This window comes from Streptomyces sp. NBC_01233 (assembly GCF_035989305.1).
GTDB lineage: Bacteria > Actinomycetota > Actinomycetes > Streptomycetales > Streptomycetaceae > Streptomyces.
This window is the reverse complement of record NZ_CP108514.1, coordinates 9183864-9200465: the sequence shown is the minus strand read 5'-3', so window position 1 is coordinate 9200465 and position 16602 is coordinate 9183864. Positions and strand designations below refer to the sequence as shown.

The 16602-nt window shown below is 76.5% G+C and carries 4 protein-coding genes; all 4 read left to right on the top strand.

The annotated features are described in order from the left end of the window. Positions 1–25: 25 nt before the first annotated feature. The 4 genes from OG332_RS42615 to OG332_RS42600 are packed head-to-tail and all read left to right on the top strand — an operon-like array spanning position 26 to position 16593. Positions 26–7915, top strand: coding sequence for a non-ribosomal peptide synthetase (locus tag OG332_RS42615; protein ID WP_327418466.1), 7890 nt, complete (start codon positions 26–28; stop codon positions 7913–7915). A gap of 46 nt (positions 7916–7961) precedes the next feature. Further along, positions 7962–15137 carry a non-ribosomal peptide synthetase gene (locus OG332_RS42610; protein WP_327418465.1) on the top strand — a complete coding sequence of 2392 codons (7176 nt, stop codon included), beginning with the start codon at positions 7962–7964 and terminating at the stop codon, positions 15135–15137. Further along, positions 15134–16414: an MFS transporter gene (locus OG332_RS42605; RefSeq protein WP_327418464.1), complete on the top strand. Its 1281-nt coding sequence runs from the start codon at positions 15134–15136 to the stop codon at positions 16412–16414. Before OG332_RS42610 ends, OG332_RS42605 begins: the two co-directional genes overlap by 4 nt. After that, the gene (locus OG332_RS42600; protein WP_327418463.1) at positions 16411–16593 is read left to right on the top strand and encodes a hypothetical protein; all 183 of its coding nucleotides are present in this window, start codon (positions 16411–16413) and stop codon (positions 16591–16593) included. The genes OG332_RS42605 and OG332_RS42600 overlap by 4 nt, the downstream gene beginning before the upstream one ends. Positions 16594–16602: the final 9 nt, after the last annotated feature.

Here is a 16602-nt window from a genome sequence, read left to right as displayed (position 1 = left end):
CGGTCTCCCAGAAAGCGAGCATCACATGAACACCAGCCGGCCGGCCATCGAGGACGTCCTGCCCCTCTCCCCGTTGCAGGAGGGCATGCTCTTCCACTCCGGGTACGACGAGGACTCCAAGCACCTCTACATCGCCCAGTTCACCGTCGGCCTGGACGGGACGCTCGACGCGGGACGGCTGCGCCGGGCCGCCGGGGAGCTGCTGCGCCGCCACGCCAACCTGCGGGTGGTCCTCACCCACCGCAAGAACGGCGATCCCGTCCAGGTGGTCCGCCGGGACATGGAGCCGGCCTGGCAGGAGCACGACCTCGGCGCTCTGCCCGCCGGGGCGGCCGCGGAACGGACCGCGGAGCTGACGGAGGAGGACTGGGCACAGGGCGTCGACAGCCGCCGCCCGCCGCTGCTGCGGTTCACGCTGCTCCGGCTGGCGGACGACCGGCACCGACTGCTGGTGACGGCCCATCACATCCTGCTGGACGGCTGGTCGTTCGGACTGCTCTTCCGCGAGCTGTTCACCCTGTACTCGGGTGGCGAGCCGGAGCCGGTGCGGCCCTACCGGGAGTACCTGGCGCACCTCGCGCGCTGCGACCGGCCCGCCGCCGAGGAGGCCTGGCGCACCGCCCTGGCCGGTCTCGGTGCGCCCGGCCGGATCGCGGACGGCGCCGGCCGGGTCTCCCCCGGCGCCACCCCCGAGGACGTGGTGGTGCGGCTGGACGAGGAGCGGACGGCGGCGCTGACCGCGCGGGCCCGGGAGTGCGGGCTGCTGCTGACCAGCGTGGTCCAGGGCGCCTGGGCGGTGCTCATGGCCCGCGCCACCGGGCAGGACGACGTGGTCTTCGGTCTCACGGTCAGCGGCCGCCCCGCCGAACTGCCGGGTTCGGAGCGGATGATCGGCATGCTGATCAACACCGTGCCCGTGCGGGCCCGGATCGACGCGGCCGCCCCGCTGCGCCGGGTCTGCGCGGAACTCCAGCGCGAGCGGGCAGAGCTGGTGGACCACGATCACCTGGGGCTGACGGAGATCCAGAAGCTGGCCGGTTCCCCGTCCGCCCTCTTCGACACGAACCTGGTCTTCGAGAACTTCCCGATGAGCGACTACGCGCTCGACCTGCCCGGCTTCGACCTGGAGGCGCGGATCCGGTTCCGGGACACCACGCACTTCCCGCTGACCCTGGTGGTCGAGCCGGGCGCGGCGCTCGGGCTGCGGCTGAGCCACCACCCCGGGCTCATCGCCGCCGAGCGGGTGCGGGAGCTGGGCGAGCGGCTGGTGCGGCTGCTGGAGCGATGGACGGCCGACCCGGACGCGCCGGTGGAGGTCCTGGACGCGCTGACCGCGGCCGAGCGCCACCGGGTCCTGGCCGAGTGGAACGACACCGCCGCCGCCCTCCCGGAGTCGACGCTGACCGCGCTGCTCGCGGAGCAGGCGGCCCGGACCCCGGACGCCACCGCCGTCGTCTTCGAGGGGGAGTCCCTGACCTACCGGGCGCTGGACGAGCGGGCGGGCCGCCTCGCGGACGTGCTCGCGGCCCGCGGCATCGGACCGGAGAGCCTGGTCGCGGTCGCCGTACCGCGCTCCCTCGACCTGATGGTCGCCCTGTGCGGGGTGCTGAAGGCGGGGGCCGCCTACCTGCCCGTCGACCCCGGCCAGCCCGAGGAGCGCAACCTCGGGATCATGGCCGACGCCGCCCCGGCGCTGGTGCTGAGCACCGGCTGGGAGGCGCCGGGGACGCCGACGCTGCGGCTGGACGCCCCGCTCCCCGCGGCGGATCCCGCACCGCGGCCGGTGGTCCTTCCCGACCACCCGGCGTACGCGATCTTCACCTCCGGTTCCACCGGCCGCCCCAAGGGCGCGCTGGTCCCGCACCGGGCCATCGTCAACCGGCTGGAGTGGATGCAGCGGGAGTACAGCCTGGGGGCCGGGGACCGGGTGCTGCAGAAGACGCCGAGCGGTTTCGACGTCTCGGTGTGGGAGTTCTTCTGGCCGCTGCTGACCGGGGCGACCCTCGTGGTCGCGAAGCCCGGCGGCCACCAGGACCCCGCCTACCTGGCCGACCTGATCGCCCGGGAGTCCGTCACCACCGCGCACTTCGTGCCGTCCATGCTCGACGTGTTCCTGCGCGAGCCCGCCGCGGCGGACGCCCGCTCACTGCGCCGGGTGATCGCCAGTGGCGAAGCGCTGCCCCCGCACACCCAGGACGCCTTCTTCCGGGTCCTGCCCGGCGCGGAGCTGCACAACCTGTACGGCCCGACCGAGGCCGCGGTCGACGTCACGCTCTGGCCCTGCCGGGCCGGGGACGCCACCGTCCCGATCGGCCGGCCCGCCGCCAACACCCGTACGTACGTCCTGGACGGCCGGCTCGCCCCGGTGGCGCCCGGTACCGCGGGCGAGCTGTACCTGGCCGGCGTGCAGCTGGCCCGCGGCTATCTCGGCCGGCCCGGGCTGACCGCCGACCGGTTCGTGGCCTGCCCCTTCGAGCCGGGGGCCCGCATGTACCGCACGGGCGACCTGGTGCGCTGGCGGGCCGACGGCGTCCTGGAGTACCTGGGCCGCACCGACGACCAGGTCAAGATCCGCGGCTTCCGCATCGAGCCGGGCGAGGTCCAAAGCGCCGCCGCGGGCTGCGCGGGCGTCTCCCACGCGGCGGTCGTCGTCCGCGAGGACCGCCCGGGCGATCCCCGGCTCGTGGCGTACGTGGTGCCCCGCCCGGGCGCCGCGCCGACCCCCGCCGGGGTGCGCGGCGAGCTGGCCGCCGCGCTGCCCGAGCACATGGTCCCGGCCGTGGTCGTGCTGGACGAGCTGCCGGTGACGCCGAACGGCAAGCTCGACCGGCGGGCCCTGCCCGCCCCCGCCCTGCGCACCGGCGGCCGCGGCGGCCGCACCGAGCGGGAGCGGATCCTGACGGGCCTGTTCGCGTCGGTGCTGGGCCTGCCCGAGGTGGGCGCCGACGACGACTTCTTCGAGCTGGGCGGCCATTCCCTGCTGGCGATGCGGCTGGTGGCGCAGGTGCGCGGGGCGTTCGGCGCGGAGCTGGGCATCCGTGAGGTGTTCACCGCCCGCACTCCGGCCGCGCTCGCCGCGCTGATCGACGGCGCGGACCGGGCCCGTCCCGCGCTGCGGCCGCAGGCGCGCCCGGCGCAGCTGCCGCTCTCCCCGGCGCAGCGCCGGCTGTGGTTCCTGGACCGGCTCGACGGGCCGAACCCGGCCTACCACAGCGCGGTCGCGCTCCGGCTCGGCGGTCCGCTCGACGTGGAGGCGCTGCGCGGGGCGCTGGCCGACCTGGCCGAGCGGCACGAGATCCTGCGCACCGTCCACCCGGAGGCCGACGGCGAGCCCCGTCAGGTCGTCCTGCCCCCGGCCCCGCCGGCCCTGGAGCTCCTCGACGCGGCCGGCGCCGCCGGGACGGCCGGGCTCGTCACCGAGGTCGCGGGCCGCCCCTTCGACCTGGCGGCGCAGGTGCCGCTGCGGGCCGCGCTGCTGGCCTCCGGGCCGCAGGAGCACACGCTGGTGCTGGCCCTGCACCACATCGCCACCGACGGCGAGTCCTGGGGGCCGCTGCTGGACGACCTGGCGCACGCCTACGCGGCCCGTACGGGCGACCGCCCGGGCCCGCGCGCCCCGCTCGCCGTGCAGTACGCGGACTACACCCTCTGGCAGCGCGCCCTGCTGGCCGACGTCGCCGAGGAACAGCTGGCCCACTGGCGCACCGCGCTGGCGGGGCTGACCGAGGAGCCCGCGCTGCCCACCGACCGGCCCCGGCCCGCCGTGGCCGACCCGGCGGGCGCCGCTTTCGGGTTCGGCCTGGACGCGGCGCTGACCGCGGAGCTGGAGGCGCTGGCCCGGGCGCACGGGTGCACCGTCTTCATGGTGCTCCAGGCGGCTCTGGCGGTGGTGCTGTCCCGGCTCGGCGCGGGCACCGACGTGCCGATCGGGACGGTCGTCGCGGGCCGTACCGACGAAGCCCTGGACGAGCTGGTCGGCTTCTTCGTCAACACCCTGGTCCTGCGCACCGACGTCTCCGGCGATCCGACCTTCGCCGAACTCCTGGAGCGGGTCCGGGACACCGACCTGGCCGCCTTCGCCCATCAGGACGTCCCCTTCGAGCAGGTCGTCGAGGCGGTCAACCCGCGCCGCTCCCTCTCCCACCACCCGCTGTTCCAGGTGGCGCTGACGATGCGCCGGGCGACCGCCACGGCCGCACTCGAACTGCCCGGGCTGACCGCGGTGACCGAGGAGGTCGACGTAGCGCAGGCCGAGTTCGAGCTGGCGCTGCAGTTCACCGAGGCGGACTCCGCGGGCGAGGGACTGCGTGCGGTCGCCAAGTACCGGACGGGCCTGTTCGACGAGGCCACCGTGCGCGCCCTCGTGGAGCGGCTGCGGGGAGTCCTGCGGGCCTCGGTGCGCGCGCCGCGCGGCCGGGTCTCGGCGCTGGAGGTCCTGCTGGAGCAGGAGCGCGAGCAGCTGCTCGGCGCCTGGCTGCCGCAGGGACCCCGGCAGACCGCGGCGGGCACCGTGCACCAGGAGTTCGCCCGCCGGGCCGCCCTGCACCCGGACGCCGTGGCCCTCGTCGCGGGCCCTGACGAGATGACGTACGGGGAGCTGGACCGGCGCGCGGACCGGCTGGCCCGGCGCCTGGCCGGGTACGGGGTCGGCGCCGAGACCCCGGTCGGCGTGCTGATGGCCCGCTCCCCCGAGGTCGTCGTGGCGATGCTGGCCGTCCTGAAGGCGGGCGGGGCGTACGTGCCGCTGCACACCGGGCACCCGGCCGCGCGCATGCAGAAGATCCTGGCCGACGCGGGCTGCCCCGTCCTGCTGGTCGACGAGGCCTTCGCCCCGCTCGGCCTGGAGTGCGCCCGTACGGTCCTGGTCACCGCGGCGGACACCGCCGCAGCGGACGCGCGGGAAGGGGAGTTCGCGGCCGCGCCGTGCCCGCCCGGGCAGCTCGCCTACCTGATGCACACCTCGGGCTCGACCGGCGAGCCCAAGGGCGTCGCCGTCACCCACCGGGACGTCCTGGACCTCGTGGCCGACCGGGGCTGGCACACCCGGGGCGCCGAGCGCGTCCTGTTCCACGCGCCGCACGCCTTCGACATCGCCGACTACGAGCTGTGGGTGGCGCTGCTGTCGGGCTGGCAGGTCGTCGTCGCCCCCGAGGGCGAGCCGACGGTCGCCGGGCTGGGCGCCCTGATCCGCGGGGCGGGCATCACCGCCGTGCACCTGACGGCCGGTCTGTTCCGCGTGGTCGCCGAGGAGGACCCCGGCCTGCTGGCCGGCGTCCGCGAGGTGCTGACCGGCGGCGACGTCGTCAGCCCCGCCGCGGTCCGCGCCGTGCTGGCCGCCTGCCCGGACACCGTGGTCCGCCACCTGTACGGGCCCACCGAGGCGACCCTGTGCGCGACCGCCCACCTGATCACCGGCGCCGCGGACGCCGACGGCCCGATACCGATCGGCCGCCCCCTGGACGGCACCCGTGCGTACGTGCTGGACGAGCGGATGCGGCTGGTGCCGCCGGGCACCCCGGGCGAGCTGTACCTCGCCGGTGCCGGAGTGGCGCGCGGCTACCACCGACGGCCCGCGGCCACCGCGGAGCGGTTCGTCGCCGACCCGTTCGGCGCGCCCGGGACGCGCATGTACCGCACCGGCGACCTCGCCCGGTGGCGGGCCGACGGGCTGCTGGAGTTCCTCGGCCGGGCCGACGAACAGGTGAAGGTCCGCGGCTTCCGCGTGGAGCCCGGCGAGGTCGAGGCCGCGCTGGCCGCCTGCCCGGGCGTCCGCCAGGCCGTGGTCGCCGTACGGGCCGCCGCGGACGGCGAGAAGCGGCTGGCCGGGTACGTGGTCGGGGAGGTCTCCGGGCCCTCGGTGCGGCGTCGGCTGGAGCGGCTGCTGCCGGATTACATGCTGCCCTCGTACGTCCTGGTCCTGGACGCGCTGCCGCTGACCCCCAACGGCAAGGTGGACTACCGGGCCCTGCCCGAGCCCGCGCTGCCCGCTTCCGGCGGACGTGCCCCCCGTACCCCCCGGGAGGAGATCCTGGCGGGGCTCTTCGCCGAGGTGCTCGGCCTCGACGCGGTCGCCGCCGACGCGGGCTTCTTCGACCTGGGCGGCCACTCGCTGCTGGCGACCCGGCTGGTCAGCCGGATCCGTACGGCCCTCGGGGTCGAGCTGCCGCTGCGCGACGTCTTCCGCGCGCAGACCGTGGCCGCCCTCGCGGAGCTGGCCGGGAGCGCCGACCGGGCGCGGCCGCCGCTGCGCCGGGCGGAGCCCGGGCAGGGCGCGCCGCTGTCCTCGGCGCAGCACCGGCTGTGGTTCGCGCACCAGGCGGAGGGCCCGTCCGGCCACCACAACGTGCCCTTCGCCTACCGGCTGAGGGGTCCGCTGGACGCGCCGGCGCTGCGTACGGCGCTCGGCGACGTGGTGGCCCGGCACGAGGTGCTGCGGACCGTCTTCGACGAGTGCGGGGGCGAGCCGGTGGTCCGGCTGCTGGAGGGTGCGGCGGCCGACGTGCCGCTGGAGGTCCTCGCCGTCGCGGAGGCCGGTGCCGTCGCGGACGCGGTTCGGGAGGTGACGGGCCACTGCTTCGGCATCTCGGCCGAACTGCCGCTGCGGGCCCGGCTGCTGGAGCTGGAGCGGGAAGAGTGGGTGCTAGTGCTGGTGGTGCACCACATCGCCACCGACGGCTGGTCGTGGGGGCCGCTCCTGGCCGACCTGGCCACCGCCTACGCCGCCCGCCTGGCGGGCGCAGAGCCCGCCTTCGAGCCGCTGCCCGTGCAGTACCGGGACCACACCGTCTGGCAGCGGTCCGTGCTCGGCGCGGAGGGCGACCCGGACGCGCTGATCACCCGTCAGCTCGACTTCTGGGCCAAGGAGCTGGCCGGCGCCCCGGCCGAGCTGGCCCTGCCCTACGACCGGCCCCGCCCGGAGGTGGCGAGCTTCGCGGGCGGCTCCGTCCCCCTGGAGCTGGACGCGGAGCTGCACGGACGGCTGCTGGAACTGGCCCGGCAGCACGGCTGCACCCTCTTCATGGTCCTCCAGGCCGGCCTGTCGGTGCTCCTGTCCCGCCTCGGCGCCGGCACGGACATCCCGATCGGGACCGTCGTCGCGGGCCGCACGGACGAGGCGCTGGACGACCTCGTCGGCTTCTTCGTCAACACCCTGGTCCTGCGCACCGACGTCTCCGGCGACCCGGCCTTCACGGACCTCCTCGCCCGGGTCCGGGAGACCGACCTCGCCGCCTACGCCCACCAGGACGTGCCCTTCGAGCGGGTCGTGCTGGGGGTGAACCCGGAGCGGTCCCTCGCCCGGCACCCGCTCTTCCAGGTGCTGCTCCAGGTCCAGAACGAGCCGCCCGCCCTGCCCCGCCTGACGGGCCTCACGGCGGAGCCGCACCCCGTCGAGTGGGCGGTGTCCAAGTTCGACCTCGGCGTGGACCTCGGGGAGCAGCGCGCCCCCGACGGCACCCCTCTGGGCCTCACCGGGGAACTCACCTACGCCACCGAGCTGTTCGACCATACGAGCGCCGAGCGGCTGGCGGCGGACCTGGCCCTGGTGCTGCGCGGTCTCGCGGCCGCCCCGGAGCGGGCGGTCGGCTCGGTCGACGGCCCGGCCCCGCGCACGGCCGCGGCCGCCCCCGCCGCGCCGGAACCGGCCGCGGACCCGGGCGGCAGCACCGAGGACCGCGTCCGCGCCCTGTACGCCGAGGTCCTCGACCGGGACGAGGTCGGCCCGGACGACAACTTCTTCGCCCTGGGCGGCCACTCCCTGCTTGTCACCCGGCTGATCAGCCGGATCCGGGCCGAACTCGGCCGGGAGCTGAAGATCCGCCAGCTCTTCCAGCACCCGACCCCGGCCCGCACCGCCGCCCTGCTCACCGACGCGCCGAAGGCCCGTCCCACGCTCCGCCGCGCCGCCGGTGCCTGAGCCATCCCCCCGCCCCCGCACCACCCCGCACGCCCCTGGAGGTCCTGTGTTTCCCGTTTCGTTCGCCCAGCGGCGGCTGTGGTTCCTCAACCAGCTCGGCGAGACCGGCGCCGCGTACAACTGCCCGCTCACCACCCGGCTGCGCGGTCCGCTGGACCCGCAGGCGCTGGCCGCGGCCCTCGGCGATCTGACGGGGCGGCACGAGGTCCTGCGGACGGTCTTCCCCGAGGTGGACGGCGAGCCCGTGCAACAGATCACCGACTGGGCGCCGGAGCTGCCCGTCGTCCGCCTCGGCGAGGCGGAGCTCACCGAGGCGCTGGCCGCCGAGGCCGGGCACGTCTTCGACCTCACCGCCGAACTCCCGCTGCGGGCCCGCCTCTTCGCCCTGGGCGACGAGGAGTGGGTGCTGGCGCTGGTGATCCACCACATCGCCACCGACGGCTGGTCCTGGGGGCCGCTCCTGACCGACCTGGCCACCGCCTACGCCGCCCGGTGCGCGGGCGGGGCGCCCGCCTTCGAGCCGCTGCCGGTGCAGTACCGGGACTACACGCTGTGGCAGCGCGAGCTGCTGGGCGCGGAGGACGACCCGGAGAGCCTGCTCGCCGAGCAACTGGCCTTCTGGACGCGGGAACTGGCCGGATCCCCGGCCGAACTGGCCCTGCCCGCCGACCGGCCGCGCCCCGCGGTGGCGAGCTTCGCGGGCGGCTCCGTCCCCGTCGAGCTGGACGCGGAGCTGCACGGACGGCTGCTGGAACTGGCCCGGCAGCACGGCTGCACCCTCTTCATGGTCCTCCAGGCCGGCCTGTCGGTGCTCCTGTCCCGCCTCGGCGCCGGCACGGACATCCCGATCGGGACCGTCGTCGCGGGCCGCACGGACGAGGCGCTGGACGACCTCGTCGGCTTCTTCGTCAACACCCTGGTCCTGCGCACCGACGTCTCCGGCGACCCGGCCTTCACCGAGCTCCTGGAGCGGGTGCGGGAGAGCGACCTCGCCGCCTTCGAGCACCAGGACGTGCCCTTCGAGCAGGTCGTCGAGGCGGTCAACCCCGAGCGGTCCCTCGCCCGCCACCCCCTCTTCCAGGTGATGATGACCCTGGACAGCGGCGAGGGCCCCGCCTTCGCCCTGCCCGGCCTGGAGTGCGCGGAGCAGTCCGCCGCCTGGGACGTCGCCAAGTTCGACCTCACCGTCGACTTCCAGGAGCGGTGGGACTCGGGCGGCGCCCCGGCCGGGATCGGCGGAGCCCTGGAGTACGCGACGGACCTGTTCGACCGGGCCACCGCCGAGGACCTCGCGGCCGCCCTCGCCCGGGTGCTGGAGCGCCTCGCCGCCGACCCCGCCGCCTCGGTCGGGCAGGCCGACCCGCTCTCCGCCGAGCAGCGCGCGCTGGTCCTGTCCGGCTGGAACGACACGGCCGCGCCGGTGCCCGCGGGGACCCTGCCCGAGCTGTTCGAGGAGCGGGCCGCCCGCACCCCCGGCGCGACCGCCCTGGTCTTCCGGGACACCGCGCTGACCTTCGCCGAACTCGACGCCCGCGCCGACGCGCTGGCGCACCGGCTCGCCGGGCACGGGGTCGGCCCGGAGCACCTGGTGTCCCTGGCCCTGCCCCGGTCCGCCGACTCCGTCGTGGCGCTGCTCGCGGTGCTCAAGGCGGGCGCCGCCTTCGTCCCCGTCGACACGGACTACCCGGCCGAGCGGATCGCCCGGCTGCTGGGCACCACGACCACCGTCGTCACCGACGCCGCGACCGCCCCGGGGCTCCCGGACACCGGCGCCGTCCGCGTCCTCGTCGACGCGCCGGGCCCGGTCCCGGCGGGTGCCGCCGGTCCCGTCCCGGGCCGCCGGATCCTGCCCGGCAGCGCCGCGTACGTGATCCACACCTCGGGGTCGACCGGCGAGCCCAAGGGCGTCGTCATCGACCACGCGGGGCTGCGCAACCTGTACGCCTTCCACCGGGCCGGGGCCATCGCCCGCGCGGAGGAGCTGCACGGCGGGCGCCGGATGCGCATGGCGCTGACGGCCGCGCTGTCCTTCGACACGTCGTGGGAGGGGCTGCTGTGGATGGTGGCCGGCCACGAGCTCCACCTCATCGACGACGACACCCGCCGCGACGCGGCCGCGCTGGTCCGGCACATCGCCCGCGCCGGCATCGACGCCCTGGACGTCACCCCGACCTACGCCGAACAGCTCGTCGAGGAGGGCCTGCTGGACGATCCCGCGCACCGGCCCAAGGTGCTGCTGCTCGGCGGCGAGGCGGCGGGCGCGGCCCTGTGGACGCGAGTCCGGGCCGCCGACGGGATGCTCTGCCACAACCTGTACGGGCCCACCGAGTGCAGCGTCGACACCCTGTGGTGGGACGCCGCCCTCAGCGAGGAGCCGCTCGTGGGCCGCCCGCTCGCCAACACCCGGGCGTACGTCCTGGACGCCGGGCTGCGGCCCGTCGCCCCGGGCATCCCGGGCGAGCTGTACCTGGCCGGACCGAGCCTGGCCCGCGGCTACCTGAACCGGCCCTCGCTCACCGCGGGCCGCTTCGTGGCCTGCCCGTTCGAGGACGGGGCCCGCATGTACCGCACGGGCGATCTCGTCCGCTGGGACCGCGAGGGCCGCATCGAGTACCTCGGCCGCGCCGACGACCAGGTCAAGATCCGCGGCTTCCGCATCGAACCCGGCGAGATCGAGGCCTGCCTGCGGGCCTGCCCGGAAGTGGCGCAGGCCGCGGTGCTCGCCCGGGACGGCGGGCCCGCCGGGAAGCGCCTCGTGGCGTACGTGGTGGCGGCCGCGGGCCGCAGCGCCGAGCCGGGCGCGCTGCGCGGGCGGCTCGCCGCACAGCTGCCGGACCACATGGTGCCCTCGGCCTTCGTGGTCCTGGAGGCCTTCCCGATGAACCGGAACGGCAAGCTGGACCGGGCGGCGCTGCCCGCGCCGGACTTCGGCGCGCTGCTCTCCTCCCGCGCCCCGCGCGGGCCCCGCGAGGAGCTGCTGGCGGAGCTGTTCGCGCAGGTGCTGGGGCTGCCGTCGGTGGGCGCCGAGGACGGCTTCTTCGAGCTGGGCGGCCATTCGCTGCTCGCGACCCGGCTGCTCTCGCGGATCCGGGCCGTCCTGGGCGGCGACCTGGGCATCCGCCAGCTGTTCCAGCACCCGACGGTGGCCGGGCTGGCCGCCTGCCTGGCGCAGGGCTCCGCAGCCGGGGCGGCCCCCCGTCCGGCCCTGACCGCGGCGGCGGAGCGGCCCGAGGCCCCGCCGCTGTCGGGCGCCCAGCGCCGGCTGTGGTTCCTGAGCCGGGCGGGCCAGTCCGCGGGCTACCACTGCCCGTTCGCGCTGCGGCTGCGCGGCCCGCTGGACACGTCGGCGCTGGCCGCGGCCCTGGGGGACGTCACCGACCGGCACGAGGCCCTGCGCACGGTGTTCCCAGAGGCGGCGGGCGAGCCGTACCAGCGGGTGCTGCCCGCCGGGGGCGGCGTGCCCCTGGACCTGGTGGAGTGCGGTCCGGAGGGAACCGCCGGGGCCCTCGACGCGCTGCTGGCCCGCCCGTTCGACCTGGCCGCGCGGCCCCCCGTACGGGCGGCGCTGCTCGCGGCCGGGCCGCAGGAGTGGGTGCTGGCCCTGGTGGTGCACCACATCGCGCTCGACGGGTGGTCCTGGGGGCCGCTGTTCCGGGACCTGTCCGAGGCGTACGCCTCCCGGTGCGCGGGCGCCGCGCCCGGTTTCGAACCGCTGCCGGTGCAGTACGCCGACTACACACTGTGGCAGCGGGAGCTGCTCGGCGCGGAGGACGACCCCGCGAGCCCGGTCTCCCGCCAACTCGCCTTCTGGACCGACGCACTGGCCGGTGCGCCCGCCGAGCCGGCCCTGCCCTACGACCGGCCGCGCCCGGCGGTGGCGGGCTTCGCGGGCGGCTCCGTCCCCGTCGGCCTGGACGCCGAGCTGCACGGCCGGCTGCTGGAACTGGCCCGCGAGCACGGCTGCACCCTCTTCATGGTGGTGCAGGCGGCGCTTGCCGTGACCCTGTCCCGGCTCGGCGCGGGGACCGACGTACCGATCGGGACGCCCGTCGCGGGCCGTACGGACGAGGCCCTGGACGACCTCGTCGGCTTCTTCGTCAACACCCTCGTCCTGCGCACCGACGTCTCCGGCGATCCGACCTTCGCCGAACTCCTGGGCCGGGTCCGGGAGACCGACCTCGCGGCGTACGAACACCAGGACGTGCCCTTCGAGCGGGTCGTGGAGGCGGTCAACCCCGAGCGGTCCCTCGCCCGCCACCCCCTCTTCCAGGTGCTGCTCCAAGTGCAGGACGGCGAGGACGGGACGCTCGCGCTGCCCGGCCTCGACGTCCGCCCCGAGCCGTTCCGCTTCGACGTCGCCCAGTTCGACCTGACGCTGGACGTCCAGGAGCGCCGGGACGCCGAGGGCCGCCCCGCCGGGATCTCGGGCTTCCTGGAGTACGCGGCCGAGCTGTTCGACCACGCCACCGCCGAGGACCTCGCCGCGGCCCTGGTACGGATGGTCCGGCTGCTCGCGGCGGCGCCGGAGCTGCCGGTCGGGGCCGCCGACCCGCTGACCCCCGCGGCCCGCCGGCGGGTGCTGACGGAGTGGAACGACACCGCGCTGCCGGTGCCGGACGCCACCGTGCCCGAGCTGTTCGCGGCGCGTGCCGCCCGCACCCCGGACGCGACCGCGCTGGTGCACGGCGCCGAGCGGATCGGCTTCGCCGCCCTCGACGCCTGGTCCGACCGGCTCGCCCGGCGTCTCGTCCGGGACGGGGCGGGTCCGGAGCGGGTGGTGGCCATCGCCCTGCCGCGCTCCCCGGCGGCGGTCGCCGCGATCCTGGCCGTCCTCAAGGCCGGTGCGGCGTTCGTCCTGGTGGACACCGGATACCCGGCCGAACGCATCGCGCACATGCTGGCCGACTCCGCCCCGGCGCTGCTGGTCACGGACTCCGCGACCGCCCCGCGGCTGCCGCTCGCGGAGCCGGCGCGGGTCCCGCTCGTCCTCACCGACGAGGCGGCCGACGAGGACACAGCCGCCGCCTCCGCGACCGGTGCCGGGCCGCTGCGGCGGCCCCGGCCGGGCGACGCCGCGTACGTCGTGTACACCTCGGGGTCCACGGGCCGGCCCAAGGGCGTCGTCGTCGACCACGCGGCGCTGCGCAACCTGTACGCCTTCCACCGCGCCCACACCATGGCCGAGGCGGAACGGACCGCTGCCGGACGGCAGTTGCGGGTGGCGCTGGTGGCCTCGCTGTCCTTCGACGCCTCCTGGGACGCCCTGATGTGGATGGTGGCCGGGCACGAACTCCACCTGATCGGCGACGCCATGCGCCGCGACCCCGCCGCCTTCGCCCGGCACGTCGCCGACGCCGCCCTCGACGTCGTCGACACCACCCCGACGCACGCCGAGCACCTGATCGAGGAGGGCCTGCTCGACGCCCCGCCGCGGCTGCTGCTGATCGGCGGGGAGGCCGCGGGCGAGGGGCTGTGGAGCCGGCTGCGCGCCACGGAGGGGATGCTCGCCTACAACCTGTACGGACCCACCGAGTGCACGGTCGACGCCCTGTGGTGGGACACCGCGCGCAGCGAGCGCCCGCTCATCGGCGGTCCCGTCGCCAACACCCGCGCCTATGTGCTCGACGCGGCGCTGAGCCCGGTGGTGCCGGGGGTGCCCGGCGAGCTGTACCTGGCGGGTGCCGGGCTGGCGCGGGGCTACCTGCGGCGCCCGGGGACGACGGCGGAGCGGTTCGTGGCCTGCCCGTTCGAGGACGGCGCCCGCATGTACCGCACGGGCGACCTCGTCCGCCGGGACCGCGAGGGCCGCATCGACTACCTCGGCCGCGCCGACGACCAGGTCAAGATCCGCGGCTTCCGCGTCGAACCCGGCGAGATCGAGGCCGCGCTCGCGGCGGCGCCCGGGGTGGACCGGGCCGCGGTGACCGTACGGGAGGACGGCCCCGGCGGTGCGAAGCGGCTGGTCGGGTACGTGGTCCCGGCCCCCGGCGGCGACGGCGGTACGGGCTCCGCGGTGGACGCGGCGGACTTGCGCGCCCATCTGGCGGGGACGCTCCCGGCGCACATGGTGCCGTCGGCGTTCGTCGTGCTCGACGCCTTCCCGCGGACCCCGAACGACAAGCTCGACCGGGCCGCGCTGCCCGCGCCGGAGCCCGGCGCGGCCGGGGACGGCCGGGTGCGCCGGGCGCCGCACAGCCGGCGGGAGGAGGTCCTGGCGGGCCTGTTCGCCGAGGTGCTGGGGCTGCCCGCGGACGCCGTCGGCGCCGACGACGGCTTCTTCGACCTGGGCGGCCACTCCCTGCTGGCGGCCCGGCTGATGGCCCGGGTGCGCGAGGCGCTGGGCGAGGAGCTCGGGGTCCAGGACCTGTTCGCCGCGCCCACGGTCGCCGGGCTCGCCGCCCGCTCCGGCGGCGCGGTCCCCCGCGGGGACGCGGACCCGCTGGCGCCGCTGGTCACGCTGCGCACGGGGGCGCCCGGCGCGCCCGCCCTGTTCTGCGTGCACCCGGGCGCGGGCACCGGCTGGGTGTACCGGGGGCTGCTGGAGCGCCTGGACCCGCAGCGGTCCGTGCACGCCCTGCAGTCGCGGGCGCTGAGCGAGCCGGGGGCACGGCCCGGCAGCGTCGCGGAGATGGCCGCGGAGTACGCGGCGCGGATCCGCGCGGTGCAGCCGCACGGCCCGTACCACCTGCTGGGCTGGTCCTTCGGGGCGGTGGTCGCGCACGAGGTGGCCGTGACGCTCCAGCAGGACGGCGAGGAGGTGGCCGGGCTCACCCTGCTGGACGGGTATCCGGCGGCTCCCGGCGAGACGGCGGCCCCGGCCGCGGACCCGCTGCGGGACCTGCTGGAATCGCTCGGCTATCCGCCGCGGGAGGAGTGCGGCGCGGCCGGAGGGGGTCCGCTGACCCTCGCCGAGCTGGTGGCGGCGGCCGCCGAGGAGGGCCCGCTGTCGGTCTTCGACGGGGAGACCGTCGCCGCCCTGGGCGAGGCCTACGTCCACCACGACCGGCTGGCCGCCGCCCACCGTCCGGGGGTGTTCCGGGGCGGGGTGACGCTGGCCGTGGCCGCCCACGAGCCGGACGCGCCCGGGCCGCGGGTGTGGGAGCCGTACGTCACCGGCCCGGTCGCCCACCACGAAGTGCCCTGCGCGCACGGCGAGATGATGGCACCCAAGCCCGCCGCCGAGATCGCCGCGCTGCTGGGCGAGGGCACGGTGGGCCGGTGAGCGCCGGTCGCGGCGCGCTGCGCCGCCGGGACTTCCGGCTGCTGTGGGCGGGCGAGTCCGTGAGCCAGTTCGGGAGCGCGGCCACCCGGGTGCTGCTGCCGCTGATCGCGGTGGACACACTGGACGCGGGGCCCTTCACCATGGGGGTGCTGGGCGCCGCGGCCTGGGTGCCGTGGCTGCTGTTCGGGCTGCCCGTGGGGGCGTGGACCGACCGGATGCGCCGCCGGCCGGTGATGATCGTGTGCAACGCGGTGTCGGCGCTGCTGATGCTGTCGCTGACCGCGACGGTCTGGCTGGGGGTCCTGACGACCGCTCAACTGATGCTGGTGGCCGTCCTGGCGGGCACCGCCGACGTGTTCTTCCGGGCCGCCTACAGCGCGTACCTGCCGACCCTGCTGCCGCACGAGGAGCTCGCCGACGGCAACGCCCGGCTCCAGACCAGCGAATCGGTCGCGGAGGTCGTCGCACCGGGGGCGGGCGGGGCGCTGGCCCAGGCCGGGAGCGCGGCGGCCGGCTTCCTCGCCGACGGACTGAGCTTCCTGGTCTCGGCGGCGCTGCTGCTGCGGATCCGGACCCCGGAGGGCCCGCCGGGCGGTGAGAAGCGGGCCGCCGCGGAGAGGTCGTTGGTCGAGGAGATCCGCGCGGGCGTGGCCTTCCTCGCCCGGGACCCGTTCCTGCGGACGATCCTGCTGTGCGACGCCGCGATGAACCTGTTCCTGGCCGGAGCGCAGTCCCTGTCGATCCTGTTCCTGAGCCGGACGGTGGGCGCGCCGGGCGCGCTGATCGGTGTCCTGATCGCGCTGGCCGGGCTGGGCGGGGTCCTGGGCGCGGTGGTCTCGCCGCGCCTGGCCCGCCGGTTCGGGACGGCCCGGGCGGTTATGCTGTGCGCCTTCTGCGGGGGCCCGTTCGGGCTGCTGATCCCGCTCACCACGGACGGGGTGGGGCTGCTGGCCTTCCTGGTCGGGGAGTTCTGCCTGATGACCGGGGTGGTCGCCGGAAACGTCATTATCGTGAGCTTCCGGCAGGCGTACTGCCCGCCGGACATGCTGGGCCGGGTCGGCTCCACCATCCGCTTCGTGATGTACGGGACGATCCCCGTCGGCAGCCTCCTCGGCGGCGCCCTCGGCACCCTCCTCGGCGAACGCGACGCCCTGTGGCTCCTCTACGGCGGCAACGCGCTGTGCGCGCTGCTCCTGCTGACGGGCCCGCTCCGCGCCGGGCAGGACCTCCCGACGGTCCCGGAGCCGGCCAGGGAGGGGGACGAGGTCGCCCCGTGAGCGACCCGGGCACCGGCACCGGGCCCGGCCCCGGCCCCGGCGGCCAGGTGCCGATGGGGCTCCTCTACGGCGGCAACGCGCTGTGCGCGCTGCTCCTGCTGACGGGCCCGCTCCGCGCCGGGCAGGACCTCCCGACGGTCCCGGAGGCGGCCAGGGAGGGGGACGAGGTCGCCCCGTGAGCGACCCGG

Bases quoted from the DNA above. Each gene is read 5' to 3' on its own strand.
- OG332_RS42615 (WP_327418466.1), top strand. From the start codon at position 26: ATGAACACCAGCCGGCCGGCCATCGAGGACGTCCTGCCCCTCTCCCCG.